This is a genomic window from Daejeonella sp. AP26 (assembly GCF_056680515.1).
In genome coordinates this window covers 1599598-1625986 of record NZ_CM155286.1, presented here as the reverse complement: position 1 = coordinate 1625986, position 26389 = coordinate 1599598, and the positions used below count along the sequence as shown (strand labels likewise).

The following is a 26389-nucleotide window of genomic DNA, read 5'->3' as shown; positions in this document are numbered from 1 at the left end:
ATTAAAGCTGCTAATGTAGGAAGGAGATTATTCTTTATGACGATTTACGTCTGGATATTTCGTCTCTGATTCTTGCTGCTTTTTCGTAAGCTTCTTCGGTCAGAGCTTCCTGCAATTTAATTTTCAGCTCTTCATCTGACAACGAGGTATAATTTGAAGATGAAGTCGCGACTTTCTCTTCAGTCGTCGCTTCAATATTCTCAAGAAAAACGAAATCATTTCCCTCTATGACAATACCAGCGGTGGCAAGAATAAATTCGTATGTATATATCGGGCATTCAAATCTCACGGCTAGGGCGATGGCATCTGAAGTTCGCGCATCAATTTCTACTGTTTTTTTGCCATCATTACACATTAGTTTGGCATAAAATATACCATCTACTAAATTATAGATGATAACCTCAAGGATGTTGACATGATAAGCCTGAGCAAAGGATTTAAATAAATCATGAGTTAAAGGCCTGCTTGGCGTCATTTTCTCAATCTCGATAGCGATTGCTTGCGCTTCAAACCCTCCAATAATTATCGGTAACCGACGTCTGCCGTTCACTTCGCCTAAAACAAGGGCATAAGCTCCGGATTGAGTTTGACTATAAGATAAACCGACAATGTCTAACTTGATTTTTTTCATAATTATATCGGATGTTAAGGCTCTCAATTTGATAGCCCTAAATCTGTAGGTATGTTAGGCGTGAGCTTTGTAAGCTTTGATTGCTTCAGTTAATTTCGGCACTATTTCAAAAGCATCACCAACTATTCCATAATCAGCTACTTTAAAGAACGGTGCTTCCGGATCTTTGTTGATAACAACAATAGTTTTTGAAGAACTAACACCGGCAAGGTGCTGAATCGCTCCTGATATTCCGATGGCTATGTATAAATTAGGGCTAACAGCAATACCTGTTTGTCCGACATGCTCTTCGTGTGGACGCCATCCCGCGTCCGACACCGGTTTTGAACATGCAGTTGCTGCGCCTAATACGTTGGCAAGTTCCTCAATCATTCCCCAGTTTTCAGGACCTTTCATTCCACGCCCTGCTGAAACAACTAATTCTGCCTCTGGCAATGATACTTTATCAGTTGCTCTTACAATTTCCTGAACCATTGTTTTGAAATCGGATTCACTAGCTTGAGATTGAAAATCCTCAACTGACGCAACGTTGCCATTTTCACTTACCTGATAAGAATTAGGATTTAAAGCGATAATTTTGATCTCTGATGTTAACTCTATATGGGCAAACGCTTTTCCTGAAAAGGCTGTTTTTTTAACAATAAACTTCCCATCAGTCAGCTCAGGAAGTTCAATAGCACTGTCAGCTAATCCCGCCTGTAACTTAACCGCAATTCGTGGTGCCAACCCTTTTCCGGTAAATGAGTTAGCCAAAACTATCACATTTGCACTTTCGGATTTAGCAGCCTCTGCTATAATGGAAGCATACGCTTGGTTTACAAATGTTTTTAATTTTTCGTTAGAAACATTTAAAACTTTTGTTGCTCCATATTTCCCTAAACTGCTCAAATCTTCATTGCTCACACCACCAATAGAGATTGCTGTAAGATTAGAGTTTAATTGATCGGCTACTGCTTTCGCATAAGAAACAACTTCAAAGATTGATTTTTTAAACTTGCCGTCGGCATTTTCTACATATACTAAAACTGACATACTTTTTTCCTCTAGATCTGATTAGATAACTTTTGCCTGGGTGTGTAATAAATTAACAAGTTTCTCTGTTTCGCTCGCATCAATCATGGTAACTGTACCCCGGGGAGCCGGAGTTTCAAAATTTTTATATTCAGATATCTTTTCAATCTCTTTTGCCTCAATAACCTGGAGCGGCTTGGTACGTGCTGACATGATCCCGCGCATATTCGGAATCTTCGGCTCTGCTACCCCTTCTGCACAACTCGCAACAAGCGGCAAAAGTACAGTGAGCATCTCTTTGCCTCCTTCAATTTCACGCTGAACTGTAGCGGTTCCATCATTTAATTCCAGCTTCTTAATAATAGAGATGGATGGCATATCTAGAAATTCTCCAATCATGGCAGCAACCTGTGAACCATTATAATCTATGGACTCCCGTCCTGTTAGGATTAGGTCGAAACTGTTTTCTTTAGCATATTGAGCAATTTGATAGGATACAAAATAAGCATCGCGAGGTGCTGCATTTACCCTTACGGCGTCATCAGCTCCAATGGCCAGCGCCTTCCTGATTGTGGGCTCGGTACTTGCTTCTCCAACATTTATTACGGTTACAGTTCCTTTTCCGTTTTCACAAAGCTCAATAGCGCGAGCCAAAGCAATCTCATCATACGGGTTCAGTATGAACTGAACACCTGCCGAGTTAAATTGCGTATTTTGATCGGTAAAGGTTATTTTTGTTGTAGTATCCGGAACATTACTTACACATACTAATACTTTCATATAGAATTCTGTTTTTGCAAATCTACTTAAAAAAGCCAAATTTAAATGCAACGAAACCGATTACAAAAGCTTCTTGATTTCCTTGAAAATGAACCCAACGATCCTTTCTTAAAATATGCTCTTGCAACCGAGTATTTAAATTCGAACGAAGCAGATAAAGCACTTTTTTATTACGAAGATCTCATTCATAATCATCCGGATTATGTGGGAACCTATTACCATTTGGGTAAGCTATATGAAGCTTTAGACCGCAAAACCGACGCTATCAAAACCTATCAGGACGGTATGTCGGTTGCAAGAAAATCTAAGGATAACCACACTTTTTCAGAATTACAGGCGGTATATAATTCAGCTGTTGGACAGGATTATGAAGATGATTAATTCTGTTTTGTGATCAGCAAGCGTCAGTTAATTTTTTTACGTGATGTGTTATGGTATACCTTAACCGCTTTTGGGGGTGCACAAGCACACATCGGTATAATGCTTAATACGTTCGTTAGAAAGAGAAATTATATTTCGGAAGGCGAGCTGTTAGAGTTAAATGCGTTGACTCAAGTACTTCCAGGGCCCGCTTCAACACAAACCTTGGTGGGGATAGCCTACAAAGTCGGGGGCCTGCCGCTAGCTATTATCACATTTTTTATTTGGATACTGCCTTCGGCCAGTCTTATGAGTTTTGCCGCCATAAGCTATTCCTTTTTAGGAGAAAAGCAAAAATTTGAAACAGTACTCAAATTTATACAGCCAATAGCTGTTGGAATCGTTGCTTCTGCTGCTTTCGTTTTAGCCAGATCAATTTTAAAAACTCCTACAGCGATATGGTTGGCCATCTCATCGCTAATAGCAACATTAATTCTAAGAAACGCCTATGTATTTCCAATCCTGATCTTACTTGGTGGAATAATTTCATCTGCAATAGATACCCCGTTAGAAGAAAGCGAGCTGCGATTTAAGCTCTTTTCAAAGGTAAATCCGAAGAAGATTGCCTATTTCATAGGTATCTTGTTATTGTTTGCCGCTTTAGGTGCTATTATTAACCGAACTTCACCATTCAGTTTGCCAATTCGCTTGTTTGAAAATTTCTATCGTAACGGCATTTTAATATTCGGCGGCGGGCAGGTTTTAGTTCCTTATATGTTTACTGAATTTGTGGAGATGAAGAAGTATTTAAGTGCTGATCAGTTTTTGACAGGGTTTGCTTTTCAGCAAGCTATTCCGGGACCCACATTCGCCTTTTCTTCCTTTCTCGGCGGGATTACGCTTAAAAATGCGGGATATGGTGTCCTTGGTCAAATGCTGGGTAGCTTGGTAGCCACACTAGGTATTAACCTTCCGGGGCTTATACTCATTCTTTTCATTGTTCCATTTTGGAACGATCTGAAAAAGATCAGCCGAATAAAAAACTCGCTGTCAGGGATAAATGCCGTTTCAGTTGGGTTTCTAACGGCAGCTATAGTCTTTTTACTTCAACCTATTGGGATAACTCCTTTATCCATTTCAGTTATTGTCATTACATTTTTATTTCTGACATTTAGCCGGGTGCCAGCACCTATGTTAATTTTTGCGGGCGTATTATTAGGATTAATACTCTAATGCCACATTAATATTAAAATGGCGGTTCGTCATCCATTTCATCCATTCTTGACGGCCGGATTATAAAGTTACTCGGCTTCTCAAAATCTTGTGACGGGCTAATCCCAGCAAAAGGATCTGAATTGCTAAAGGAGGTTGGACTAGAGAAATCCTCTTCCAGGTCTGTGAACTTAACGAATTTACCTACAAACCGTAATGGAACTGTACCTGTTTCACCGTTCCTGTGCTTCGCAATAATTACTTCACCGACACCGATTGTTGAGCGCCCTTGCTCATCCTCAGTTAAACCATAGTATTCAGGGCGATACAGGAATAATACCATATCTGCATCCTGCTCAATTGATCCTGACTCCCTTAAATCGGAAAGCATTGGCTTCTTTTGGGCTCCCGGACGTGATTCTACAGCTCGGCTTAATTGCGAGAGCGCAATAACCGGAACGTTTAACTCTTTAGCGACAGATTTTAACGCTCTGGAGATACTACCGATCTCCTGCTCTCGATTACCGCCTTTGCCTTCTCCTTTGCCATGCATTAATTGCAAATAATCGATAATGATAAGTTGTATATCGTACTGGGCTTTCAGTCGACGACATTTTGCTCTGAATTCAAAAATGTTTAACGCTGGAGTGTCATCTATGAACAGGGGAGCCTCTGTTAACTTCCCAATTTTGGAATGCAGCTGTTGCCACTCCCATTCAGCTAACTGACCTTTACGGATTTTCTCCTGTTCAATTTCAGCTTCTCCGGATATCAGACGATTGACCAATTGAACGGAAGACATCTCCAATGAGAACACAACAACAGGTTTATTAAACTGAACTGCTGCATTTCTTGCGCAACTTAAAACGAAGGCTGTTTTTCCCATTGCCGGGCGGGCGGCTATAATAACCAGGTCAGAAGGTTGCCAGCCGGATGTGATTCGATCTAATGCAGTAAATCCCGAAGCTACTCCTGTTAAACCGTCTACACGGTCTTTAATTTTTTCCAGATTATCCAGAGACTCTCGAATAATATCATCCATTTTCCTGGAGTCACGTCGAAGATTGTTTTGAGCGATGTCAAAAAGGTTCTTTTCTGCATTATCAAGCAAATCAAAAATATCCGTGGTATCCTCATAAGCATTGCTAATTATTTCGGTAGAAATCCGGATTAACTCTCGCTGTATAAATTTTTGAGAAATGATACGGGCGTGGTACTCAATATTAGCCGCTGATGCTACCCGGTTGGTTAATTCAGTAATGTAGTAAGCACCACCTATCATTTCCAGATCTCCCTGCTGACGCAATTGAGCCGTAACAGTTAAGATATCAACTGGGGAAGATTTTTGAAACAGAGTATGGATGGCTGTGAATATTTTTTGATGACTGTCTTTATAAAAAACGTTCGGATTTAAAATATCAATCACCGCGGAGAGTGCATCCTTTTCCAACATCAACGCTCCAAGTACTGCTTCCTCCAGATCAACAGCCTGCGGAGGTAATTTTCCAAGCCCACTTGTAACTCCACTTAGTCGGGTTCTTCTGTCAGTTGTTGGAGTTTTACTACTCCGGCTAAAGTCCTGACTGCTCTCTGAATTCATAGCTTCAAAAGTAAATTAAAAAGAGGTGCTAGCTACTCAAAGTTGTTCACATCCAAATTTTTTAGCAAATCACACTAACTGATATTCATGCCTCTTTCAATCTTTGTTGTTCACACAAGATGTTGATAACCTGTTTATCCAGTCGGAAATATCCGTCTCACATCGTTTAAACCGTATGTTTATAACTTTTAGAGATGTTAACAATCCCAGCTTCAAAGGTGATAGTTGAGGTATATTATACTCAAAACATAAATTATAGTTACCTTCGAAGCCTTATAAAAAAAACAAATGAACACTAACTCATTCTCCAACAAACGTAACTTTGAAAAACGCGAATCTAACCAAATGGTGTTTGGGATTCGAGCAGTTATTGAAGCTATCAAAAGTGGGAAAGAGATAGAAAGTCTTTATGTGCAGCGAGGGTTAGGAGGAGATATATTTCACGAACTGAAGGAAATTACTAAACAAAATGATCTGACTTATCAGCAAGTTCCAGTTGAAAAGTTAAATCGCATTACCTTAAAAAATCATCAGGGTGTGATCGCCTTCATTTCACCGATTATCTACCAGAAGATAGAAGATATAATTCCTGCCGTTTTTGAAAAAGGTGAAACTCCATTAATATTAATTCTCGACGGAATAACGGACGTGCGGAACATGGGTGCCATCGCACGCACTGCGGAATGTGCCGGTGTACATGCTATTGTGGTTCCGTTAAAAGGGTCGGCCCAAATCAATCCGGATGCTATAAAAACATCAGCGGGCGCGCTGTATACAATTCCGGTTTGCAGGCATGACAACCTTGCGAAAACAGCATCCTTCTTACAGGAATCTGGTCTGCAGTTGGTGGCCTGCACAGAAAAAACAAATGAAAATCTCTATCAGCCCGACTATACTATACCCACCGCCATCATCATGGGCTCAGAGGAAGATGGAATTTCAAATGAGCTGATCCGCATAGCGGACCATCTCGCTAAAATTCCAATGTTTGGCGAAATTGAATCGTTGAATGTTTCCGTTTCAGCTGGAATAATGATATATGAGGCGATACGTCAACGCACGCTTAAATAAACTCGCTGCCAAACCGTTGCTTCACATCTGCAACAACCTGTTTAACGTTCTGTTCTTCGTCTCTTGGACAAATTAGCAGCGTATTGTTGTTTTCTACGATGATGAAATCATGCAGGCCCTGTAAGATGACCAGCTTTTCCTTTGGAACATTCACCATGCAATTTGATGAATCATACATAATAACCCGGTCAGTCGGCATCACCGCATTTCCTACATAGTCTTTATCTGCAAGCTCATAAACTGAAGCCCAGGTACCCAAATCCGACCAGCCGAATTCGGACGGAAGAACATATACATTGTCAGCTTTTTCCATAATGCCGTAATCTATAGAGATATTGGTGCACTGATAATAAGCTTTTTGAATAAATGCCTGCTCAGCCGCAGTATTGAAAACGGCTTCCCCTTCTTTGAAGACGTCGTTTATCTCCGGTAAATAATGACTGAATGCCTTGATGATGTTTTTGACTGACCATACAAAAATCCCTGCATTCCACAGAAATTCACCACTTTGAATAAACGTTTTTGCTAAGTCCAGATTAGGTTTTTCAGTAAAAGTCTTCACTTTATGGAAATCACCGTTTATTGTTGATGAATTGAATTGGATATATCCATAACCAGTGTCAGGCCTTGAAGGTTTAATTCCAAGCGTAATGAGACAATCTTGTTCAGATGCGGTTTTAAGTGACTGGTTGATTGCCTTGATAAAACCCTCAGGGTCGAGTATGAGATGATCAGACGGCGCAACTACCACACAAGCGTTGGGATTTATCTTATGGATCTTATGACAGCCATATGCAATGCAAGGTGCCGTGTTTCGCATAATTGGCTCCGCCAAAATCTGGGAATCTGCAAGCTCAGGCAGTTGTTCCTTTACCAAAGATTTGTAAAGATCATTGGTAATAATGAATACATTCTCTTTAGGTACGATCTTTAAAAAGCGTTCATACGTCTGCTGAATGAGAGTCTTGCCGGTTCCCAGGATATCGATAAATTGTTTGGGATGGGATGCCCGGCTTACGGGCCAGAAACGACTTCCTATCCCGCCTGCCATTATGAGTACGTAGTTATCTTTCATTTAAGCTGTATAATATTAAATTATTCCTTCTTTGAGCAAATCGTGAAGGTGGACAATACCGTGATATTTATTTTCTGAACTCACCAGAAGCTGGGTGATATTATTGGCCCTCATAATTTCCAGAGCTTTCACTGCCAGTTCATCCTTGTCAATATGCTTGGGAGATTTACTCATGATGTCCCGGGCTTCTAAACTGTCAATGGAACTATTGGTTTCCATCATTCGGCGGATATCTCCATCCGTGATTATTCCCGCAATCTGATCGTTCTCAATAACCGCCACCGCACCAAGCCGGTTTTTTGTAATTTCAATCAGAACTTCGCGAACAGCGGTGGAAGGTAACACTTGCGGTTTTTCATTCTGGCTGGAAAGATCGCCAGCTTTTAGATATAGACGTTTTCCTAATGCCCCGCCAGGATGAAATTTTGCAAAGTCGGCACTCGTGAACTCTCGGCTTTCAAGCAAGCACACAGCCAGTGCGTCACCGATAACCAACTGGGCGGTTGTACTAGTTGTTGGAGCCAGGTTATGAGGACAGGCTTCCAACTCGACAGTTGTATCCAGTATAAGGTCTGCCTGTTGGGCAAGAAAAGAGTTAAGGTCGCCAACCATGCCTACAAGTGTATTACCCGCCTGCTTCAACAGTGGAACTAAAACTTTAATCTCGGGAGTATTACCGCTTTTTGAAATACAAATGATCAAGTCATTGTTTTGAATCATCCCCAAATCTCCATGAATGGCGTCTGCCGCGTGCATGAAAATTGAGGGGGTTCCTGTCGAGTTTAAGGTTGCTACGATCTTTTGAGCTATGATTGCACTTTTACCAATTCCTGTAACAATAACCCGCCCGTTTAAGTATAATATATTATGCACTATGGTAGCAAAATCTTCATTTAATTGAGTTGAAAGTCTTGTTAATCCATCAGCTTCAATCCGAATTGTTTTCCGTGCTATTTCTAAAATTTCTTTGCTGGTTTTCAATCAGGAATATTTATTTAAGTGCAATTTTAGCGCAAAAGTATGTTTTTTATTAATAATTTTACCCTCATTTTCAATCTTACCCTTTCCCACACGTTCCAGAACAAAAATGGAGATCAATAAATCATTATTTGACAATTTACAGAATTTCTTTGGCTTTGATAATTTTAAAGGCGACCAGGAGGCGATTATCACCAGCATTCTTCAAAAGAAGGATACTTTTGTAATTATGCCTACCGGCGGTGGCAAATCTATATGTTATCAATTACCAGCATTGATGAGTGAAGGCACCGCTATAGTAATTTCACCGCTCATCGCATTAATGAAGAATCAGGTAGATCAGCTCAGGGCATTTGGCGGCACAGAGAGCATTGCACACTTCTTAAATTCATCCCTTAATAAAGCAGAGATTGCCAAGGTGAAACAGGATGTAACTAACGGCGAAACCAAATTGCTATATGTAGCGCCGGAATCACTTACTAAGGCAGAAAACATAGAATTTTTACAAGGCATCACGGTATCATTTGTAGCCGTTGATGAGGCTCACTGTATATCAGAGTGGGGTCACGATTTCAGACCTGAGTATAGACGGATACGGCAGGTGATTAATAACATAGGTGATAATATTCCTATTATTGCTTTAACTGCAACTGCCACCCCTAAGGTACAGCAGGATATTCAGAAAAATCTTCAGATGACCAATGCGGTGTTGTTCAAATCATCCTTCAACCGGGCCAATTTATTTTATGAAGTAAGAGCAAAGCGGGATGTACTGAAAGAGATCATTCGGTATGTAAAGTCTCAGGAGGGGAAAACCGGCATTATATATTGCCTCAGCAGAAAAAAGGTGGAAGAGGTAGCGGAAGCCTTAAGATTGAACGGTATAAAAGCCTTGCCTTATCATGCCGGCTTAGATCCTAAAACAAGAGCTGAAACGCAGGATAACTTTCTGATGGAAGATGTAGATGTAATTGTTGCTACTATCGCTTTTGGAATGGGAATAGATAAGCCCGACGTACGTTACGTAATTCATCACGATATCCCGAAAAGTATGGAAGGTTACTATCAGGAAACTGGTAGAGCTGGCCGTGATGGTGGGGAAGGTGTTTGTGTTGCTTTCTACTCTCAAAAAGATATAGATAAGCTTACAAAATTTATGAAAGACAAGCCTGTTTCCGAACGAGAAATAGGCACACAGATACTAAAGGAAGTTATTGACTATTCGGAATCCTCAGTTTGTCGGCGTAAGCAGATCTTACATTACTTCGGTGAAAATTTCAACGAAGCAGGCTGTAATAACATGTGTGACAACTGCCGTAACCCAAATAAGAAATTTTTCGCCGCTGAGGAGCCCTTACAACAGGTGCTCAAATTGATTGAAGATTTCGGTGAGAAGTTCGATGATCAACACATCATTAACATTATGATGGGCGTAGACAATGCTCAGATTTCCTCATACGGACACGATAAACTTCCAATTTTTGGATCCGGTAGAGATAGCGGCGAGATTTTATGGAAATCTTTAATGCGACAGGCGGTCCTTAACAATTTTGTTTTTAAAGACGTAGATAACTACGGATTACTGAAGTTAACTAGATCTGGAAAAGCGTTTATTCAGTCCCCGCATAACGTTAAATTCATTCTCAATACTCCAATTCAGTCACCCGAGGATGATAGTGAAAGGTCAGGGCTTCAGGTAGGGGTGTTAGATACCCATTTGCTAATGATGTTGAATGACCTTCGGAAGAAGATTGCAAAGCAACACAATCTTCCTCCGTTTGTAATTTTCCAGGATCCTTCTCTGGAAGAAATGTGTACTCATTACCCAATCTCTATTGATGAATTAAAACAAATACATGGAGTGGGAGCAGGCAAGGCATTAAAATTTGGGAAACCCTTTGTAGAGTTGATCAAATTCTATGTTGAGGAAAACGACATTGACCGGCCTGTAGATCTGGTTATCAAATCAGCTGCAAATAAATCGGCTCTTAAAGTCTCCATTATTCAAAATATAGATCGTCAGATTGCGCTGGAAGATATTGCCTCGTCAAAAGGCATGTCTTACGAAGAGATTATTAAAGAGGTAGAGACTATTGTAAATTCGGGTACTAAATTAAACCTGAATTATTACATAGATGATATGATTGATGAAGACAGGCAGGAGGAAGTTTATGACTATTTCAGAGCTTCGGAAGTCGACTCAATTGATGCAGCTTTATCAGAGCTTGGCGATGAAGATTATTCGCGGGAGGAATTGCAACTTATGAGGATCAAATTCTTATCAGAATTAGGAAACTAATTGAGGGCATTTTAACGCCCGAGCCATCTATTCATAATCCTATTAATCTAATCCTATATGACCGCAAGCAGCATAATCAACAACATCTCGAAAATTAAACACACGGACAGCAATAATTTCTTTTTAATGGCCGGTCCATGCGTTATTGAGGGGGAAGATATTGCTTTGCGGATTGCCGAACGAATCAAAGTAATTACAGATAATCTTCAAATACCCCTGATCTTCAAGGGATCTTACCGGAAGGCTAATCGCTCAAGACTTGATTCGTTTACAGGTATTGGAGATGAAAAAGCACTTAAAATTCTAGCCAGAGTAGGTAGTGAATTTGATGTGCCGGTAGTAACAGATATCCACGAAAGTTCGGAGGCAGCTATAGCCGCTCTATATGTTGATGTGCTTCAAATACCGGCTTTTTTATGTAGGCAAACCGACCTTTTGGTCGCAGCTGCCAAAACAGGCAAAACCATAAACGTAAAGAAGGGTCAGTTTTTATCAGCAGGCGCGATGAAGTTTGCCGTCGACAAAATAATTGAGTCCGGAAACCCAAATGTCATTCTAACTGATCGCGGAAATACTTTTGGATATCAGGATATAATTGTTGATTATCGTGGTATTCCCGAAATGCGCTCATTCAACGTGCCGGTAGTGATGGACTGCACCCATTCGCTCCAGCAGCCTAATCAACCAAGTGGAGTTACTGGTGGTAAGCCCGGGTTGATTGAAACCATAGCAAAGGCTGCAATAGCTGTTGGTGCTGACGGTCTGTTTATGGAAACCCACCCTGACCCATCAAATGCTAAGTCAGACGGTGCCAACATGCTCCCCTTAGATAAATTGGAACAGCTATTAATTAAGTTGATTCGCGTTCGCGAAGCGATCTTATAATTAAACTCTATAATGGTCTGATTTCCACATTTTAATAGCCATTTTAATCTCTTTTGAACTAAGGTTTTCTTGAAGAGATCTTTCAATTAGTTTCGCTAATTCATCATCTGAAGCGAACCGAAGAGCTATTATTTGATCCATTCTCAAATTTTGGGGAAGCGGTTTACCAGTCATTATATAATACCTTAAGCTCTCCTCCGCACGGATAGCTCTGTCTTGTGCCTTAAGTGGAAAAGCCCTTGCATACCAGGTTATCAACAGGCAAATAACGAATAATAGCAGCAAGAGGCTGGCGGAATACACATGATCTGTATTATACGACATTGTTAAATTGACCACCGACCCTATCAGACCAGCGATCAGCAATAAGAATAAAAGTACATGGTAAGGTTTTACAATTCGGGAATGATTTTTAAAGTTTTGTTCCATATTAATTTTTGGTGATCTTAAATTCAGTGCGTCGATTATTTTTACGGCCGTCTTCTGTATTGTTTTCTGCTATAGGTTTGGTCTCGCCATACCCTTTATAACTTAAACGATTAGCCGGAATTTTATTTGCGATTAAGAAGTTGTAAACTGTCTTTGCTCTATTCTCAGATAATGTAAGATTAGATTTATCATCACCTACATTGTCCGTATGCCCGCTAATTTCGATAGATATTTTCGGATTGGAGTTTAAAAATTGAATTAGCTGTTGCAGTTCTACTTTCGATTCCGCTAGCAGATCAAACCTGTTGAAATCGAAAAAGATATTGTTGAGCACCACAGAACCACCTACCTTGATTTTTTGCAGCGGAACTCTAATGTTAAAAGGCTTATCTCCCAGTTCACTATCCAAAGTAAAATTTTTCGAATAAAACAGATACCCATCTTTAGAAACGTTTAAGCCAAATTTTTTGCCGATGGTCATCGTCGCCAGGAACTCTCCGGTTTCAAGATCCGATATATCATCATAAACTACCTGGTCGGTATTCAAATTGATAATTTGAATTTTTCCATTTAGCATTTCTTTACTGTCAGCATCAAAGACAACTCCCTTTACATAGGTTACTTTACCAGGGCGCAATAAAGTAGGAACTTCAAAAGAGTAAATGTCTAATCCGCCGTATCCTCCTTTTTGATCCGAAGCAAAAAAAGCCGTCTTACCATCGCTGCTAATCGTCAAGCCACTTTCCTCTCCAAAAGTATTTATTGGGTAACCCAGGTTTTGGGGTGTGCTCCAGCCCTTATTAGCCGAATCTTTCCTGCTGATAAAAAGATCTTTATTTCCAAGCCCTGGCCAACCATTAGACGAGAAATACAATGTCTGACCGTCAGTATGGATGAATGGTGATTGCTCATCATAAGGAGTATTTATCGTTGGTCCTAAGTTGGCAGGGTACGTCCACGATCCGTCGTCTTTTAAGTCAGACTTCCATATGTCATAGCCACCTTGTCCTCCGGATCTTGTACTCACAAAATACAACGTTTTTCCATCTGCTGTTAACGAAGGCTGCGATTCCCAGCCCGGTGTATTTACCGGGCCACCGATATTAAATGGCGCACTCCAGTTTTTCCCTTCTCTCTTGGATAAATAAATATCACATCTACCAAGTCCATCCGGCCGGTTACATCCTGTAAAGAACATATACATGCCGTCCGGAGAGATGCACTGAGCCCCTTCATTGTAGATTTTAGTATTGATAGCCTCACTTAATGGCTCTGCAGGCGACCAGCTGCTATCCGTCTGAATACTTTTATAAAAGTCCTCGTTTCTATTTGCCTGGCGTGTAAAAATTAATAGCTGTTCATCTGCGGTTAAAACTGGTAAATATTCCTGCTCTTTCGTATTTATCGCTTCACCCATGTTCCGTGGCTGAAAATTGACTGGGTTTTTAATAGCTTCCAGACTATACTGACTGTCTTTGATTAATTTTTCAACGAGTTTTTTGCTTGTTACCTGCAGAGGATAGGTAGCGTATTTTTGCAGATGCTTCAGTGCATTTGCGTAGTCACCGGTGTTTAAGTCACTTTCTCCCAAACCAAAGTAGGTGAGGGGTAGAAATTCTGGATTTAGGTCTAAGACTTTCTGGTAGCTAAGCTTAGCACTTTTATAATCTGAAACCTTCCTGTATACGTCCCCCAATTGTTGATGAGCAGCAATAAACTTAGAGTCAAAAGATATAGCATGTTTTAGCTGCTCAATAGCCTTGTCATAAAATTTATAAGAAATAGATTGGCTCGCCAGTTCATAAGCTTTTTGAGCCTGCTTGTTTTCTGAGAAATTTTTTTTCTGTGCGTAGGCAAAGTTTGCCAGGCTTAGCAATATAAAGAACAGGAGTTTTTTCACAAGGTTAAAGCATTTTGCTGAAGATGTTGTTAAGAGACTTGCACACTGTACGTATCCATGAATAATGTGTTACATGAATAGCTGTTTTAAAAACAGATTCATATGTCCCCATGAACGTTTATCTGCTTTCTCATTGTAAGCCGCACCCTTTGAATTATCATTGCCGGCGTTTTTCTCGGTGAAGGCGTGAACAGCATCGGCGTAATAGATCATTTGCCAATCGGCCTTTCCTTCCCTCATTTCTTGCTGGAACCTGGTGATGTCAGCTGCAGGAACATAGGGATCATCGGCACCATGAAGTACCAAGACAGCGGGTTTTATTATAGTATTACTTCTTTTTGGATCTTTACCCAATCCGCCATGAAACGAAACAACACCTTTCACTGGCAAATCGCCCCGGGCAGCTTCCAGCGCCCCGGTGCCGCCAAAACAATAACCCATAACTACAAGCTGTGCCGGATCGGCACCTTGTTTAATAATTTCCCTGATTGCCGCCCTAATCCGGGACTGAAAAACATTGAAATTAGCTTTATAATAATTTGCTTTTTCTCCTGCTTCTTGCGGAGTTTTGGGAGTATTGCCGGGACCGTAGATATCAGCAGCTAACGCGTGATAACCAAGTAGGGCAAGCTTATTGGCAGCCTCTTTTTCATGATCAGTTAGTCCAAACCAGGCCGGAATAATAATTATCCCTGGAATTTTGTCTTTCGAAGCTTTTGCTTTAGACAAATATCCCTGCAGTTTGAAGTTCCCGTCAACGTAGCTAACTGCCTTCTGCTGACCTATTACAATATCGTTAAACAACAAAGTAATGACTAGTATGGTGAAAAACTTGAGCGCTCTCATGGATAATGTGCATTATTTACCTAAATATAGCACATCTGGCCAATATCAGGGAATGTTAAGGTATTTATGCGTCTGAAGAGAGATTTCCCACTTAGGGTTTTGCTTTACATAATCAATAATCAACGGAGTGATAATTGTTGCCTTTGACCACTCAGGTTGCAGGTAAAGTTTGCAGTTTTCTGAAACAAGTTGCGCATGTTCTTCTGCCCAGGCAAAATCGCTTTTGTTAAAAACGATAACCTTAAGTTCGCCAGCCTCCAAACTTACTTCGGGCTTGGGTCCCTTAAATTTTTTAGGAGACAGGCAAATCCAGTCCCAGCTCCCCGAAAGTGGGTATGCTCCGGATGTTTCTATAAAAGTCTTTATACCCCGGGCCTGCAGCCCCCGGGTCAAGTAATCTAGGTTATAGATCAGTGGCTCGCCACCAGTGATAACAACCGCTTTACCCGGATGCACAGAAGCATTCTCAATGATTGTATCGGCATGCGTTAAGGGATGCAGCTCAGCATTCCAGCTTTCTTTCACGTCACACCAGTGACAGCCTACATCGCAGCCACCCAGTCTGATAAAGTAAGCCGCTTTTCCCGAGTGGTATCCTTCACCCTGAATGGTGTAAAATTCTTCCATTAAAGGTAATAGTGTTCCGTCGGATGGTATTTGATGTGCCATTTTGTAAATTAGGCTGCAAATATACTCAGATTATAGGACGGAGAGATGCTTAATGTGCATTGCGACACACAGGTGACGAGAACAAATTACTTTAATAAATGAACTGGATAAAGATTTTGCCAAATGACGTCTATAATTCGGAAAACTTTATTCGGCTCATTAAGGTAGAGGGTAAGAAAATATGTGTGGTAAAAGTTGATGATGAGTTTTTTGCGACTCAAAGTAAATGCCCTCATGCCGGCGCTGATCTGAGCCAGGGTTTTTGTAAAGATAAAAAACTCATTTGCGCTTTTCACCGTTATGAGTATGATCTTAGTACAGGTCGGGGTTCCCCCGGACAGGGCGATTACATAAATATTTATCCGGTTGAGCAACGTGAAGATGGCCTTTATATTGGTCTAAAAGAAAAATGGGCGTTCATTAAAAATATCTTTAAGATATGATTACACAGGAAATTGATCATTTAACGGAACACTTTTATCAAAGCCTTTGCTTTAGCACCGAACATTACCCCAATTTCGACCAGCTTAAAGAACTTTTTTATGGTTCAGGCAAGCTGATTAATAATAACCTGGAAAAACCATTAGACTTTACCCTTCAAACTTTCGGCCATGCGATCATGGCGGAGATTGAAACTGGGGAGGCGGATTATTTTGTACAGCAAGAAATATCCGACAAAACAGAGATTTTTGGAACAATGGCCCAGCGCATTAGTGTATTTGAGTACAGTTTCATAAAAGATACGCCCAATTGGAAACGAGGGGTCAGCTTCATTCAGTACATCTGTATCGAGGGCAGATGGCTCATAACGTCTGTAATCTGGAGTTTCGAGAAAGAAGGCTTAGTAATCCCAGAAAAGTACATGTTATAAGATTGCTGACGGAAAATAAGTTCACCGCTGCAACCTATTTTGCCAAATGTTTTATTAGAAATTCCTTGCTGCTCAGAGCTTCCTTACCGTCTTCTGTGATAATACAGCTACAACCACTTTCGAGAGCCGCATAATACTGCAGCCCATCTTCAAAGTCATAAACTCTACGATTCGCCAAATGCCCCACTCACTGTAAAAGCTGAGTTCTCTGCGATATTTATATTCCGGCAAGGAGTTCTATCTTTTGTTTCGCAACAGTGGCCTTACTTTCTTAAACATCGAGTGTTGTTTCCTCTGAAGCCATTTCGTTGATTTCCTTTATCAAAGAAAATCATTACGTAATAGATTTAAAATGCATCCGTACACTAATTATAAATTTCTTTCTTTGCGGAAGCTAAGGTGTTTTTTAAAAGTCCAACAATTGTCATTAAACCTACACCTCCCGGAACTGGTGTAATCCATGAAGCTTTTGGCGCCACGCCTTCAAAATCTACGTCGCCGTATAACTTATAGCCTGACTTTGTTTTCGCTGACACTTCCCGATTAATTCCGACATCAATCACAATTGCACCGGTCTTAACCATATCAGCGGTAATAAAGTTCTTTTTGCCGATAGCCGCAACAATAATGTCGGCCTGAAGAACCTGCTCCCGCAAATCTTTTGTCTTGCTGTGAGTCAACGTAACCGTGCAGTTACCAGGGGTTGCATTTCTGGCCATCAGGATACTCATCGGGCTTCCTACAATATTGCTTCGGCCAACTACCACACAATGTTTGCCCGACGTTTCAATATTATATTCCTGAAGCATCAGTAAGATCCCATAGGGAGTTGCAGGAATGAAACAAGGAAGGTTCCGCATCATCCGGCCCAGGTTGATAGGATGGAAGCCGTCCACATCTTTTCGGTGATCAATAGTTTCAGTTACTTTCTCAGGATCTATATGTTTAGGAAGGGGCAACTGAACGATCAAACCGTCCACCTCCTGATCCTGGTTTATCTCCTCAATCTTGGCCAGTAACTCAGCCTCTGAAACGCTGTTATCATACCGGAAAAGCGAAGATTTGAAACCTACCTTCTCACAATTTTTCATCTTGCTGGCAACATAGGTTTCACTGCCACCATCATTTCCAACCAAAATAGCAACCAAATGCGCCTTCCGACCCCTGCTGACAAGGATCTCTGCTGCTTCAATTGCTATTTTCTGTTTAATCTTCTCCGATACGTATTTTCCGTCGAGTAATTGCATAGGGTATCAAGTAGTAAGTATAAAGTATCAGGTATCATAGCCGCTTTGTCCTGCTACTTTATAATAGATACCTGATACTATAAGCATCAATCCAATTTTAAAACCGCCATAAACGCCGATTGAGGAATCTCTACGTTTCCAACCTGGCGCATTCGCTTTTTACCTTTTTTCTGCTTTTCTAAAAGCTTGCGTTTCCTGGAGATATCACCGCCGTAACATTTTGCCGTAACATCTTTACGCAATGCCTTTACGGTTTCACGGGCGATGATCTTCGCACCGATAGAAGCCTGAATGATAATCTCAAACTGCTGACGGGGAATAAGTTCGCGCAACTTTTCACAGATCCTTTTGCCGAAATCATAAGAATTACTTCTATGGATCAGCGACGATAAAGCATCCACGTGCTCACCGTTTAATAGAATATCTAGGCGAACGAGGTCAGATTGTCGGTAACCGATCTGGTGATAGTCAAAAGAAGCATAACCTTTCGATATAGTTTTCAGACGGTCGTAAAAGTCAAAAACGATCTCGCCCATAGGCATCTCAAATACTAATTCCACCCTGTCCGAGGTCAAGTATGACTGGTTAACTATGGTTCCTCGTTTTTGGATACACAGTGACATCACTGGGCCGACAAACTCAGATTTAGTGATAATATTGGCCTTAATATAAGGCTCTTCAACATGTTCCAGCTTACTCGGATCAGGTAGATCTGAGGGGTTGTGCACATCAATTCCACCACCCTTGGTAGTGAATGCCTTGTATGAAACGTTAGGAACGGTAGTAATCACCGTCATATCAAATTCCCTTTCAAGACGTTCCTGTATGATTTCCATATGGAGCATTCCCAGGAATCCGCAACGGAAACCGAAACCTAATGCTGCTGATGACTCCGGTTCGAAAACAATCGAAGCATCGTTCAACTGCAGTTTATGCATCGCTTCACGCAACTCTTCAAACTCATCGGTGTCAACGGGGTAAATACCCGCAAATACCATAGGCTTAACCTCTTCAAAGCCTTTAATAGCTTCTTTACTTGGCCTGTCCTTATGGGTAATGGTATCACCAACCTTTACCTCCCGGGCTTCTTTAATACCCGAAATTATATAACCAACGTCACCGGTTTTAATTACATCTCGGGGAGATTGCTTTAGTTTTAGTGTGCCAACTTCTTCGGCAATATATTCTTTATCGGTTGCAACAAACTTTACTTTATCTTTTTTGCGGATCTCACCGTTAAGCACCTTAAAATAGGCTACAATTCCGCGAAACGAGTCAAAAACAGAATCAAAGATCAGCGCCTGTAGTTCTCCATCGGGATTTCCCTTTGGTGCCGGTACCCGGTGAACGATTGCCTCAAGGATATCATGAACACCCTGGCCGGTTTTTCCGGATGCAGCGATAATATCTTCACGCTTGCAGCCAATCAGCTCAATGATCTGATCTTTTACCTCTTCAGGCATAGCTCCCGGAAGATCCATCTTATTCAAGATCGGGATGATCTCCAGATCATGTTCCAATGCCAGGTATAAGTTAGAGATCGTTTGAGCCTGTATTCCTTGCGATGCATCTACAATCAATAAAGCGCCTTCGCATGCGGCAATAGACCGGGAAACTTCATATGAAAAGTCAACGTGACCGGGAGTATCGATCAGGTTGAAAATATACTTCTGACCATCCAGCTCATAATCCATCTGGATAGCATGACTTTTTATAGTAATGCCCCGTTCGCGTTCCAGGTCCATATTGTCAAGCAGCTGAGCCTGAGCTTCACGCGATGAAATAGTATTGGTATATTCTAACAAGCGATCAGCTAATGTACTCTTCCCGTGATCGATGTGTGCTATAATGCAAAAGTTACGTATATGCTTCATTCAGCCGCAAAGATAGTTTTTTGACTGCATAAAATTTGGATAAAACCGTTACCGGAAAATCTTTTAAAAAGTACGAAAAAATCGAATGCACAGCGGCTTAAATGACTCTAATCACTTTTCGACTAATAAACGCGTACAGCAATTTAACTTAAGTTCTTTTTATTAATTTAGGCCACCACACCATTTAAATACAATACATGACAGTCGGAATTCTGCACGAACCAGCGTTTGAATCTAGGGTATCTTTATTGCCGGAGCATGTTATCCCGTTAAGAAAGCAAGATATTACGATCCTTATTGAAAAAGGTAGTGGGCTGAAAGCCTTCGCTTCTGATGATGAATATCTGAAAGTTGATGCCTTAATTGCTTCCCGGGAGGATGTATTACAGACAAGCGATATAATTCTGTGTATCCATCCTTTATCTGCAGAAGAGATGGCGATTCTCAAAAAAGATGCAATAGTGGTTGGAATGTTTAATCCTCTTTCTCAGAATGCCCTTATTAACCAATGGACATCTAGTCACTCGACGGTGTTTAGCCTGGATATGCTGCCCCGAACAACCAGGGCGCAGAGTATGGATGTATTGAGTTCGCAAGCTAATATTGCCGGCTATCGCGCGGTATTAATGGCCGCCCTGCATCTACCGAAGTATTTCCCCATGTTCATGACAGCGGCTGGTAGTGTAACCCCCGCCAAAGTTTTGATCCTGGGAGCAGGGGTAGCGGGTTTACAGGCTATCGCGACGGCTCGTCGTTTAGGCGCAGTTGTTCAAGTGTTTGACACCCGTCCGAGCGTAAAAGAAGAGGTGATGAGCCTTGGCGCTAAATTTATCGAAGTAGAAGGGGCGGCTGATGCATCCGCTGCCGGTGGGTATGCTGTAGAACAAACAGACGAGTACAAACAAAAGCAGCAGCAACGGATAGCCGATGAAGCGGTAAAGGCCGATGTGATCATTACTACCGCTCAGATTCCCGGACGGAAAGCCCCGATTCTAATAACTGATGCTATTTTAGAAAAGATGAAACCCGGTGCCCTGATCATAGATCTGGCTGCCTCTACTGGCGGCAATACCGCGAAAACTAAAAATAACGAGACCGTAAACTCTAATCAAGTAAGTATAATAGGAGATTCAAACCTTGCTGCCGGGATGCCTGCCGATGCGAGTAAGTTATATGGAAAGAATGTCCTGAACTTTTTGCAGTTGCTCATTTCTAAAGAGGGGGTTTTCAATCTAAACTTTGAAGATGATCTGGTAAAAGGCGCCTGCATAACTAATAAAGGCGAAGTGATGAATGAGCGGGTAAAGCAATCTCTTAGTTAAGCATAGTTAAATAAGAATCTTAGAATGGAACAACTTTTAAATTGGTTTACAATACATCAGCAGATGATCTACATTGTCATCCTTAGTATATTTCTGGGCATAGAAGTGATTGGTCGGGTTCCCAGTGTGTTGCATACGCCACTTATGAGTGGCGCAAATGCCATCCACGGCGTGGTGATCATCGGTGCAATCATTGTCATGGGAAAGGCCGAGCAGGACAACTACATCGCTTTAATGGTGGGCTTTCTTGCTGTAGTGCTCGGAACGCTCAACGTGGTCGGCGGCTTTGTTGTTACGGACCGGATGCTGGAGATGTTTAAAAAGAAGAAGTAATCATCTGAAAAGATTGATAATCAATATAATATGGAAATAAGTATTCTTACCATTTGCTATTTAATAGGTTCAATAACTTTCATCGTCGGACTGAAGATGTTAAGCCATCCGGAAACTGCCAGAAAGGGAAACCTGATTGCAGCCACCGGTATGGGCGTCGCGATCTTTGGGACTATCTTTTTATACCAGGAAGAAGGGGCGAAACTTGGCAACTATGCCTGGATCTTCTCAGGTCTGGCTATTGGCACCGTTGCCGGCACCATGGCTGCCCGAAAAGTGAAGATGACGGCTATGCCCGAAATGGTGAGTCTTTTTAATGGGATGGGGGGAGCCTGTGCCGCTCTTATTTCTGTTGTTGAGTTTGGCCACCTAAGCCACAATATCGAATCTGCAAACAGCGTAACTTTACTGGTTATTTTTGCGGGATTAATTATCGGCGCCATATCATTTTCCGGGAGCATGGTCGCGTGGGCAAAGCTAAATGGCCGAATAAAAGATTATTCGTTTAGCGGACAGCATATTTTCAATCTCCTGCTCTTTGCGGTCATAATTTTGGCTTCTGCCTATTTTATTATTGTTCCTCAGGCGAACTTAAATTTCATTTTCTACACAGCGTTTGCTCTTTCCTTACTATACGGTGTCTTTTTTGTGTTGCCAATTGGTGGTGCCGACATGCCGGTAGTCATTTCGCTGCTTAACTCTTTTACAGGGGTAGCTGCAGCATGTGGTGGGTTTTTATACGATAACCCGGTTATGCTAACTGGAGGTATCCTGGTCGGATCAGCAGGAACGATCTTAACTATCCTAATGTGTAAAGCTATGAACCGACCGCTTAGTAATGTATTGATCGGCTCGTTCGGAGGAAATCATAAGGGAATTGAAGGGGGTAACACAGATCAGGGTAACTTCAAAGAAATCAATATCAACGATACGGCTGTTGTAATGAGTTATGCTCAGAAGGTGATCATCGTTCCCGGATATGGATTAGCGGTTGCGCAGGCTCAGCATGTTTGTCACGAGCTTGAAAAAGTGCTCACTGATAAAGGGGTGGAAGTTACCTATGCGATCCACCCGGTTGCCGGAAGGATGCCCGGTCATATGAACGTGCTGCTTGCCGAGGCGGATGTTGATTACGACAAGCTGCAGGAGATGGAACAGGCTAACGAACAGTTCCATTCTACTGATGTGGTGTTAGTTCTTGGTGCGAACGATGTTGTGAATCCTGCCGCCAAAACTGATCCCTCGTCGCCAATTTACGGAATGCCCGTTCTGGATGTTGAACAAGCGAAGCTGGTGATAGTAAATAAACGAAGCATGAAACCAGGTTACGCAGGTATTGAAAACGAACTCTTCTTTCAACCTAAAACCTCAATGCTTTTTGGCGATGCCAAGGAAGTATTACAGAAATTGGTTGCTGAAATCAAAAGCCTGTAATACTCTAGTAATAACTTATTATTACTAGAGTACTAATTCAGCTAATATCTCACTTAATTCCCGTGGCTACCTGCCCAGGTAGCCATCATTTTCTTATTTGATATTTAAAATTTATCTGTTGGTTAATCCAATGGGTAAATCCTGCATTTGCATTCTAATTTACTATCTCAAGTGTTTGCCATTGATCTTGCCGAACCCAGACAATCAACGGGTTTAACCAAACCTATCTCCGCTGTATCATCAAAACTTTATTTAACCTGCTCCCACCTTAACTATTAGCTCGCTATATAATAACAATGTCCTTATTATGTCGCGGATATAGTCATGACATAGTAAGCACATAGTAAGCACATAGTGAGCACATGGTAAGCTACCTTCCAGATATTGGTCAAAATGGACGAATTCTGAAATTTAACGTATAAAAAAGCCGTCACGAGTTTCCTCGTAACGGCTTTCAATATGACCAGATCGACCTGCGGCTTATTCGCTTCTTTTCAAACTGTATTTTTCTATTTTACTATATAGATGACTTCTCTGAATATCGATGTCATCGGCTGTTTTTGATACGTTCCAGTTATTTTTTTCTAGTTTGTATTTGATGTATTCGCGTTCTGCGGCATCCTTATATTCCTGGAAGTTGGTGAACTGATCAAAATTAGTGTGAGATGTGCTGGCAGTGCCATTCAATTGGGTTGTTGTTGTTGTTGGCGCCGCTGATGGATTGGCAAAGTTTCTGACATCCTTATCAGTGATCACTTTGTCGCTAAGGATAATCAGACGTTCAACCATATTCCTTAGTTCACGTATGTTTCCTGTCCATGGCATTGCTTTTAAAGCTTCCATAGCATCAGGGCTGATCTTCTTGACGGGCATACCGTAATCGTTGCATATTTCTGAACAGAAGCTTTCTGCGATCAAAGGTATATCATCTTTACGCTCTGTTAAATGAGGTACGTGAATTAAGATAACACTCAGACGATGGTATAAGTCCATACGGAAAGTACCAGCCTCAATCTCTTTTTGAAGATCCTTATTGGTTGCGGCAATTACCCGTACATCTACTTCAATTTCTTTCTCGCCACCAACACGGGTCACTTTATTTTCCTGTAAGGCACGCAGAACTTTGGCTTGTGCCGAAAGGCTCATATCACCAATCTCGTCCAGAAAAAGAGTACCACCACTTGCTTGTTCGAATTTTCCGATCCGTTGTTTAATAGCGGATGTAAAAGATCCTTTCTCATGACCAAACAGTTCACTTTCAATTAGCTCAGAAGGGATAGCCGCGCAGTTAACCTCAATTAGAGGAGAATTCGAACGGTTAGATTTTTCGTGCAGCCAACGAGCAACCAATTCTTTACCGCTACCGTTGGCACCCGTGATCAGTACACGGGCATCGGTAGGGGCAACACGTTCGATAGTATCCTTGATGCGTGATATGGCAGCCGACTGACCAAGCATATCGCGTGTTTTACTGACTTTACGTTTTAATACCTTGGTCTCTGTAACTAAGTTTCCGCGTTCGAGGGCGTTACGTACAGTGATCAATAAACGGTTTAAATCCGGTGGTTTAGAAATGAAGTCAAAAGCTCCTTTTTTACTGGCTTCAACGGCAGTCTCAACAGTACCGTGACCTGATATCATGATAAACGGCAGATCTGGATGAATGTTAAGGCCTTCAGTAAGCACTTCCATGCCATCCATTTTATTCATCTTGATATCACATAGAACGAGGTCGTACTTATTCTTTCGGATAAGTCCTAACCCATCGATACCATTGTCAATATCGTCAACCTGATATTCTTCGTATTCCAGAATTTCACGTAAAGTGTTCCGGATAGCGCGCTCATCATCGATAATTAAAATTTTTGCCATATAAAGTGTGCTCCTGTTATTTCCAGTAAGGATTAGGGAAATATATTTTTGCGAATATAATGATTGTTTTTGTATCTGTATCCGGAATCGAGTAGAGCAATTCAATAAAAAGGCAAGCCTGTAAGCCGGGTTCTGTATCCCGATAAATCGGGATTTCTATCATTTATCCAGTCCCGACATCGCTGTCGGGATCAAACGACCTACCCGCTAACATCGGACGAGCAGCCCTACATGCGTTAGCCTATTTGGTCTTTCAACTCCTGGGGTTTACCGCCTCCGATGTTACCATCGGAAACCGTGAGCTCTTACCTCACGTTTTCACCTTTTCCCGGTTTGCACAGGGTAGTTTATTTTCTGTGGCACTTTCCGTCTCCGCGTGGCGCGAAGCCTTCCCGTTAGGAAGCAGGATGCTCTATGTTGCCCGGACTTTCCTCTCTTCATTTAAGATGAACAGCGATAGAACGGCTTGCTTGCCGCAAAGATAAGGATTTGGTGCGAAACTTGAGAGTTTAGACTTTAGATATGAGATTTGAGATGGTTGTTTAAAATTCGTAATTCATCATTATTACTGGCATTCTTTCAAATCTGCGCTCACTTGATTTAACTCAAAGATGCCGACTTTGTTACCGAATGAATTACCAATATAAACCAGGATTTGAGTGATATCTATATCAGTTAATTCTGTATTCGAAGGCATTTTACTGTCGTAGATCTGTCCATTCACTGTTATAGTATCATTCATACCGTATTTAACGATGCAAGCCAGTATTTCCTGATTACTTTTGATATATGCGGTATCTGTAAGCGGCGGATAGAGATTTCTTAGACCCGAACCGTCAGATGCATGGCAGTTCTGGCAATGTTTTTCATAGAGGCCCTTACCGTTAACATAGTAGCGTGCATAAGTTATTTCATCTTCGCTCTGGCAGGCCTGGAAAATAATACAGAGGCAGATAATGATAAAGGAAAAATAGAGGGCTTTATTTCGCATTGGCGGCTTTTTCATCCAGCAAGACCTGAATATCCTTTATCAATTGCTCTACCTGGTCGGTTTTAGTGCCGTCGTAAGCGCCGCGAAGATGTTTGTTTTGATCAACCAATATGAACCAGCCCTGGTGAACAAATCCCTGGGGGTCACTTTTATCTTCGTAAGCGGCTACCAAGTAGTTTTTTGCGGAAACATTATAGATGGAATCGCTGGAACCGGTTATAAATTCCCATTGGTTGCCTTCAATGCCGAGCTTGCCGGCATATTTTTTCAAGCGGGAGGGAACATCATATTTGGCATCAATAGAATGCGAGAGGATCTTCACCTCCGAATTTCCTTTAAACTTCTCATACACGTTCAACATATTGCGGTGCATGATGGGGCATATAGTGTTGCAGCTCGTGAAGAAGAAATCGGCGACATAAATTTTACCGGCGAAATCTTTATCTGTTACCGGGACGCTGTCCTGGTTTAAATAGCTGAAAGGGGCAACGGTATGATAGATTGTGTCGACTACCGTTTTTCCATCTACCACGCTTTCGACAGGTTCACGTTCCCCAAGGATAGGTAATTTTTTGGGTTCACTTGTATTACACGATTGAAGGATTATTAAAGCAAGGAGTAGGGGAAGGATTAATTTCATGGCGGCAAATTTATCAATTATATCGCGATTGCCTTAAAAAGAAGCTGTATTAGCAGGAT

25 protein-coding genes and 1 other RNA gene are annotated in these 26389 nt (G+C 41.4%); 10 read left to right on the top strand and 16 right to left on the bottom strand.

Annotated elements, in window-relative coordinates; genetic code table 11:
- Positions 1-34: 34 nt before the first annotated feature.
- Genes AC1MCB_RS07050 through AC1MCB_RS07040 form a run of 3 tightly spaced genes read right to left on the bottom strand, consistent with a single transcriptional unit; the run spans position 35 to position 2422 of the window.
- Positions 35-631, bottom strand: a complete 597-nt coding sequence (locus AC1MCB_RS07050) for a bifunctional nuclease family protein (RefSeq protein ID WP_479968035.1) — start codon at positions 629-631, stop codon at positions 35-37.
- A 54-nt stretch (positions 632-685) separates the two neighbouring features.
- Positions 686-1663 carry an electron transfer flavoprotein subunit alpha/FixB family protein gene (locus tag AC1MCB_RS07045; RefSeq protein WP_479968034.1) on the bottom strand — a complete coding sequence of 326 codons (978 nt, stop codon included), beginning with the start codon at positions 1661-1663 and terminating at the stop codon, positions 686-688.
- A gap of 21 nt (positions 1664-1684) precedes the next feature.
- Positions 1685-2422 (bottom strand): electron transfer flavoprotein subunit beta/FixA family protein, encoded by a 738-nt coding sequence (locus AC1MCB_RS07040; protein WP_479968033.1) that lies wholly within the window; start codon positions 2420-2422, stop codon positions 1685-1687.
- Between the two features lie 45 nt (positions 2423-2467).
- Here AC1MCB_RS07040 and AC1MCB_RS07035 point away from each other — a divergent pair, with 45 nt between their 5' ends.
- Both AC1MCB_RS07035 and chrA read left to right on the top strand, forming a co-directional pair.
- Positions 2468-2803 carry a tetratricopeptide repeat protein gene (locus tag AC1MCB_RS07035; RefSeq protein ID WP_479968032.1) on the top strand — a complete coding sequence of 112 codons (336 nt, stop codon included), beginning with the start codon at positions 2468-2470 and terminating at the stop codon, positions 2801-2803.
- Between the two features lie 9 nt (positions 2804-2812).
- Complete coding sequence (gene chrA / locus AC1MCB_RS07030) at positions 2813-4015, top strand: chromate efflux transporter (protein ID WP_479968031.1); 1203 nt, start codon at positions 2813-2815, stop codon at positions 4013-4015.
- Between the two features lie 13 nt (positions 4016-4028).
- Here the strand turns inward: chrA and dnaB are convergent, their stop codons facing one another.
- On the bottom strand, positions 4029-5594 hold the full coding sequence (gene dnaB, locus AC1MCB_RS07025; RefSeq protein WP_479968030.1) for a replicative DNA helicase: 1566 nt from the start codon (positions 5592-5594) through the stop codon (positions 4029-4031).
- A 288-nt stretch (positions 5595-5882) separates the two neighbouring features.
- Here dnaB and rlmB point away from each other — a divergent pair, with 288 nt between their 5' ends.
- Positions 5883-6665: a 23S rRNA (guanosine(2251)-2'-O)-methyltransferase RlmB gene (rlmB, locus tag AC1MCB_RS07020; protein WP_479968029.1), complete on the top strand. Its 783-nt coding sequence runs from the start codon at positions 5883-5885 to the stop codon at positions 6663-6665.
- Here rlmB and AC1MCB_RS07015 read toward each other — a convergent pair.
- Both AC1MCB_RS07015 and AC1MCB_RS07010 read right to left on the bottom strand, forming a co-directional pair.
- A complete protein-coding gene (locus AC1MCB_RS07015; protein ID WP_479968028.1) occupies positions 6658-7740 on the bottom strand; it encodes a mannose-1-phosphate guanylyltransferase in 1083 nt (360 codons plus the stop codon). The genes rlmB and AC1MCB_RS07015 overlap by 8 nt on opposite strands.
- A 15-nt stretch (positions 7741-7755) precedes the next feature.
- On the bottom strand, positions 7756-8721 hold the full coding sequence (locus AC1MCB_RS07010; RefSeq protein WP_479968027.1) for a KpsF/GutQ family sugar-phosphate isomerase: 966 nt from the start codon (positions 8719-8721) through the stop codon (positions 7756-7758).
- Positions 8722-8827: 106 nt separating this feature from the next.
- Here AC1MCB_RS07010 and recQ point away from each other — a divergent pair, with 106 nt between their 5' ends.
- Both recQ and kdsA read left to right on the top strand, forming a co-directional pair.
- Positions 8828-11017 (top strand): DNA helicase RecQ, encoded by a 2190-nt coding sequence (gene recQ / locus AC1MCB_RS07005; protein WP_479968026.1) that lies wholly within the window; start codon positions 8828-8830, stop codon positions 11015-11017.
- Positions 11018-11074: 57 nt separating this feature from the next.
- Positions 11075-11902, top strand: coding sequence for a 3-deoxy-8-phosphooctulonate synthase (gene kdsA, locus AC1MCB_RS07000; protein ID WP_479968025.1), 828 nt, complete (start codon positions 11075-11077; stop codon positions 11900-11902).
- Here the strand turns inward: kdsA and AC1MCB_RS06995 are convergent, their stop codons facing one another.
- From AC1MCB_RS06995 to AC1MCB_RS06980, 4 genes are all read right to left on the bottom strand, one after another.
- Positions 11903-12331 carry a DUF6526 family protein gene (locus tag AC1MCB_RS06995; protein ID WP_479968024.1) on the bottom strand — a complete coding sequence of 143 codons (429 nt, stop codon included), beginning with the start codon at positions 12329-12331 and terminating at the stop codon, positions 11903-11905.
- Between the two features lies 1 nt (position 12332).
- The gene (locus tag AC1MCB_RS06990) at positions 12333-14231 is read right to left on the bottom strand and encodes an OmpA family protein (protein ID WP_479968023.1); all 1899 of its coding nucleotides are present in this window, start codon (positions 14229-14231) and stop codon (positions 12333-12335) included.
- A gap of 69 nt (positions 14232-14300) precedes the next feature.
- A complete protein-coding gene (locus AC1MCB_RS06985; RefSeq protein WP_479968022.1) occupies positions 14301-15077 on the bottom strand; it encodes a dienelactone hydrolase family protein in 777 nt (258 codons plus the stop codon).
- A 45-nt stretch (positions 15078-15122) separates the two neighbouring features.
- Positions 15123-15746, bottom strand: coding sequence for a 7-carboxy-7-deazaguanine synthase QueE (locus AC1MCB_RS06980; protein WP_479968021.1), 624 nt, complete (start codon positions 15744-15746; stop codon positions 15123-15125).
- A gap of 98 nt (positions 15747-15844) precedes the next feature.
- Here AC1MCB_RS06980 and AC1MCB_RS06975 point away from each other — a divergent pair, with 98 nt between their 5' ends.
- Both AC1MCB_RS06975 and AC1MCB_RS06970 read left to right on the top strand, forming a co-directional pair.
- Complete coding sequence (locus AC1MCB_RS06975; protein WP_479968020.1) at positions 15845-16189, top strand: Rieske (2Fe-2S) protein; 345 nt, start codon at positions 15845-15847, stop codon at positions 16187-16189.
- Positions 16186-16617: a hypothetical protein gene (locus AC1MCB_RS06970; RefSeq protein ID WP_479968019.1), complete on the top strand. Its 432-nt coding sequence runs from the start codon at positions 16186-16188 to the stop codon at positions 16615-16617. Before AC1MCB_RS06975 ends, AC1MCB_RS06970 begins: the two co-directional genes overlap by 4 nt.
- Positions 16618-16982: 365 nt before the next feature.
- Here the strand turns inward: AC1MCB_RS06970 and AC1MCB_RS06965 are convergent, their stop codons facing one another.
- The gene (locus AC1MCB_RS06965) at positions 16983-17864 is read right to left on the bottom strand and encodes a bifunctional 5,10-methylenetetrahydrofolate dehydrogenase/5,10-methenyltetrahydrofolate cyclohydrolase (RefSeq protein ID WP_479968018.1); all 882 of its coding nucleotides are present in this window, start codon (positions 17862-17864) and stop codon (positions 16983-16985) included.
- A gap of 86 nt (positions 17865-17950) precedes the next feature.
- The gene (gene lepA, locus AC1MCB_RS06960) at positions 17951-19738 is read right to left on the bottom strand and encodes a translation elongation factor 4 (RefSeq protein WP_479968017.1); all 1788 of its coding nucleotides are present in this window, start codon (positions 19736-19738) and stop codon (positions 17951-17953) included.
- Between the two features lie 197 nt (positions 19739-19935).
- Between lepA and AC1MCB_RS06955 the strand changes: the two genes are divergently transcribed.
- Genes AC1MCB_RS06955 through AC1MCB_RS06945 form a run of 3 tightly spaced genes read left to right on the top strand, consistent with a single transcriptional unit; the run spans position 19936 to position 22827 of the window.
- Complete coding sequence (locus AC1MCB_RS06955) at positions 19936-21060, top strand: NAD(P) transhydrogenase subunit alpha (protein ID WP_479968016.1); 1125 nt, start codon at positions 19936-19938, stop codon at positions 21058-21060.
- 24 nt (positions 21061-21084) lie between these two features.
- The gene (locus AC1MCB_RS06950; RefSeq protein ID WP_479968015.1) at positions 21085-21393 is read left to right on the top strand and encodes an NAD(P) transhydrogenase subunit alpha part 2; all 309 of its coding nucleotides are present in this window, start codon (positions 21085-21087) and stop codon (positions 21391-21393) included.
- 30 nt (positions 21394-21423) lie between these two features.
- Positions 21424-22827: an NAD(P)(+) transhydrogenase (Re/Si-specific) subunit beta gene (locus AC1MCB_RS06945; RefSeq protein ID WP_479968014.1), complete on the top strand. Its 1404-nt coding sequence runs from the start codon at positions 21424-21426 to the stop codon at positions 22825-22827.
- A gap of 480 nt (positions 22828-23307) precedes the next feature.
- Here AC1MCB_RS06945 and AC1MCB_RS06940 read toward each other — a convergent pair whose 3' ends face one another.
- From AC1MCB_RS06940 to AC1MCB_RS06925, 4 genes are all read right to left on the bottom strand, one after another.
- Positions 23308-24699, bottom strand: coding sequence for a sigma-54-dependent transcriptional regulator (locus tag AC1MCB_RS06940; protein ID WP_479968013.1), 1392 nt, complete (start codon positions 24697-24699; stop codon positions 23308-23310).
- 105 nt (positions 24700-24804) lie between these two features.
- Positions 24805-25172, bottom strand: an RNA gene (gene rnpB / locus AC1MCB_RS06935) — RNase P RNA component class A.
- Positions 25173-25264: 92 nt separating this feature from the next.
- Positions 25265-25690, bottom strand: coding sequence for a c-type cytochrome (locus AC1MCB_RS06930; RefSeq protein WP_479968012.1), 426 nt, complete (start codon positions 25688-25690; stop codon positions 25265-25267).
- Positions 25680-26330, bottom strand: coding sequence for an SCO family protein (locus AC1MCB_RS06925; protein WP_479968011.1), 651 nt, complete (start codon positions 26328-26330; stop codon positions 25680-25682). Before AC1MCB_RS06925 ends, AC1MCB_RS06930 begins: the two co-directional genes overlap by 11 nt.
- Positions 26331-26389 lie beyond the last annotated feature (59 nt).

Bases quoted from the DNA above. Each gene is read 5' to 3' on its own strand.
- lepA (WP_479968017.1), bottom strand. From the start codon at position 19,738: ATGAAGCATATACGTAACTTTTGCATTATAGCACACATCGATCACGGG.
- AC1MCB_RS06995 (WP_479968024.1), bottom strand. From the start codon at position 12,331: ATGGAACAAAACTTTAAAAATCATTCCCGAATTGTAAAACCTTACCAT.
- AC1MCB_RS06930 (WP_479968012.1), bottom strand. From the start codon at position 25,690: ATGCGAAATAAAGCCCTCTATTTTTCCTTTATCATTATCTGCCTCTGT.
- AC1MCB_RS07050 (WP_479968035.1), bottom strand. From the start codon at position 631: ATGAAAAAAATCAAGTTAGACATTGTCGGTTTATCTTATAGTCAAACT.
- rlmB (WP_479968029.1), top strand. From the start codon at position 5,883: ATGAACACTAACTCATTCTCCAACAAACGTAACTTTGAAAAACGCGAA.
- AC1MCB_RS07045 (WP_479968034.1), bottom strand. From the start codon at position 1,663: ATGTCAGTTTTAGTATATGTAGAAAATGCCGACGGCAAGTTTAAAAAA.
- AC1MCB_RS06975 (WP_479968020.1), top strand. From the start codon at position 15,845: ATGAACTGGATAAAGATTTTGCCAAATGACGTCTATAATTCGGAAAAC.
- AC1MCB_RS06985 (WP_479968022.1), bottom strand. From the start codon at position 15,077: ATGAGAGCGCTCAAGTTTTTCACCATACTAGTCATTACTTTGTTGTTT.
- kdsA (WP_479968025.1), top strand. From the start codon at position 11,075: ATGACCGCAAGCAGCATAATCAACAACATCTCGAAAATTAAACACACG.
- AC1MCB_RS06970 (WP_479968019.1), top strand. From the start codon at position 16,186: ATGATTACACAGGAAATTGATCATTTAACGGAACACTTTTATCAAAGC.
- AC1MCB_RS07015 (WP_479968028.1), bottom strand. From the start codon at position 7,740: ATGAAAGATAACTACGTACTCATAATGGCAGGCGGGATAGGAAGTCGT.
- AC1MCB_RS07040 (WP_479968033.1), bottom strand. From the start codon at position 2,422: ATGAAAGTATTAGTATGTGTAAGTAATGTTCCGGATACTACAACAAAA.
- AC1MCB_RS06955 (WP_479968016.1), top strand. From the start codon at position 19,936: ATGACAGTCGGAATTCTGCACGAACCAGCGTTTGAATCTAGGGTATCT.
- AC1MCB_RS06950 (WP_479968015.1), top strand. From the start codon at position 21,085: ATGGAACAACTTTTAAATTGGTTTACAATACATCAGCAGATGATCTAC.
- AC1MCB_RS06945 (WP_479968014.1), top strand. From the start codon at position 21,424: ATGGAAATAAGTATTCTTACCATTTGCTATTTAATAGGTTCAATAACT.
- AC1MCB_RS06980 (WP_479968021.1), bottom strand. From the start codon at position 15,746: ATGGCACATCAAATACCATCCGACGGAACACTATTACCTTTAATGGAA.
- AC1MCB_RS06925 (WP_479968011.1), bottom strand. From the start codon at position 26,330: ATGAAATTAATCCTTCCCCTACTCCTTGCTTTAATAATCCTTCAATCG.
- AC1MCB_RS06940 (WP_479968013.1), bottom strand. From the start codon at position 24,699: ATGGCAAAAATTTTAATTATCGATGATGAGCGCGCTATCCGGAACACT.
- dnaB (WP_479968030.1), bottom strand. From the start codon at position 5,594: ATGAATTCAGAGAGCAGTCAGGACTTTAGCCGGAGTAGTAAAACTCCA.
- recQ (WP_479968026.1), top strand. From the start codon at position 8,828: ATGGAGATCAATAAATCATTATTTGACAATTTACAGAATTTCTTTGGC.
- AC1MCB_RS06965 (WP_479968018.1), bottom strand. From the start codon at position 17,864: ATGCAATTACTCGACGGAAAATACGTATCGGAGAAGATTAAACAGAAA.
- AC1MCB_RS07035 (WP_479968032.1), top strand. From the start codon at position 2,468: ATGCAACGAAACCGATTACAAAAGCTTCTTGATTTCCTTGAAAATGAA.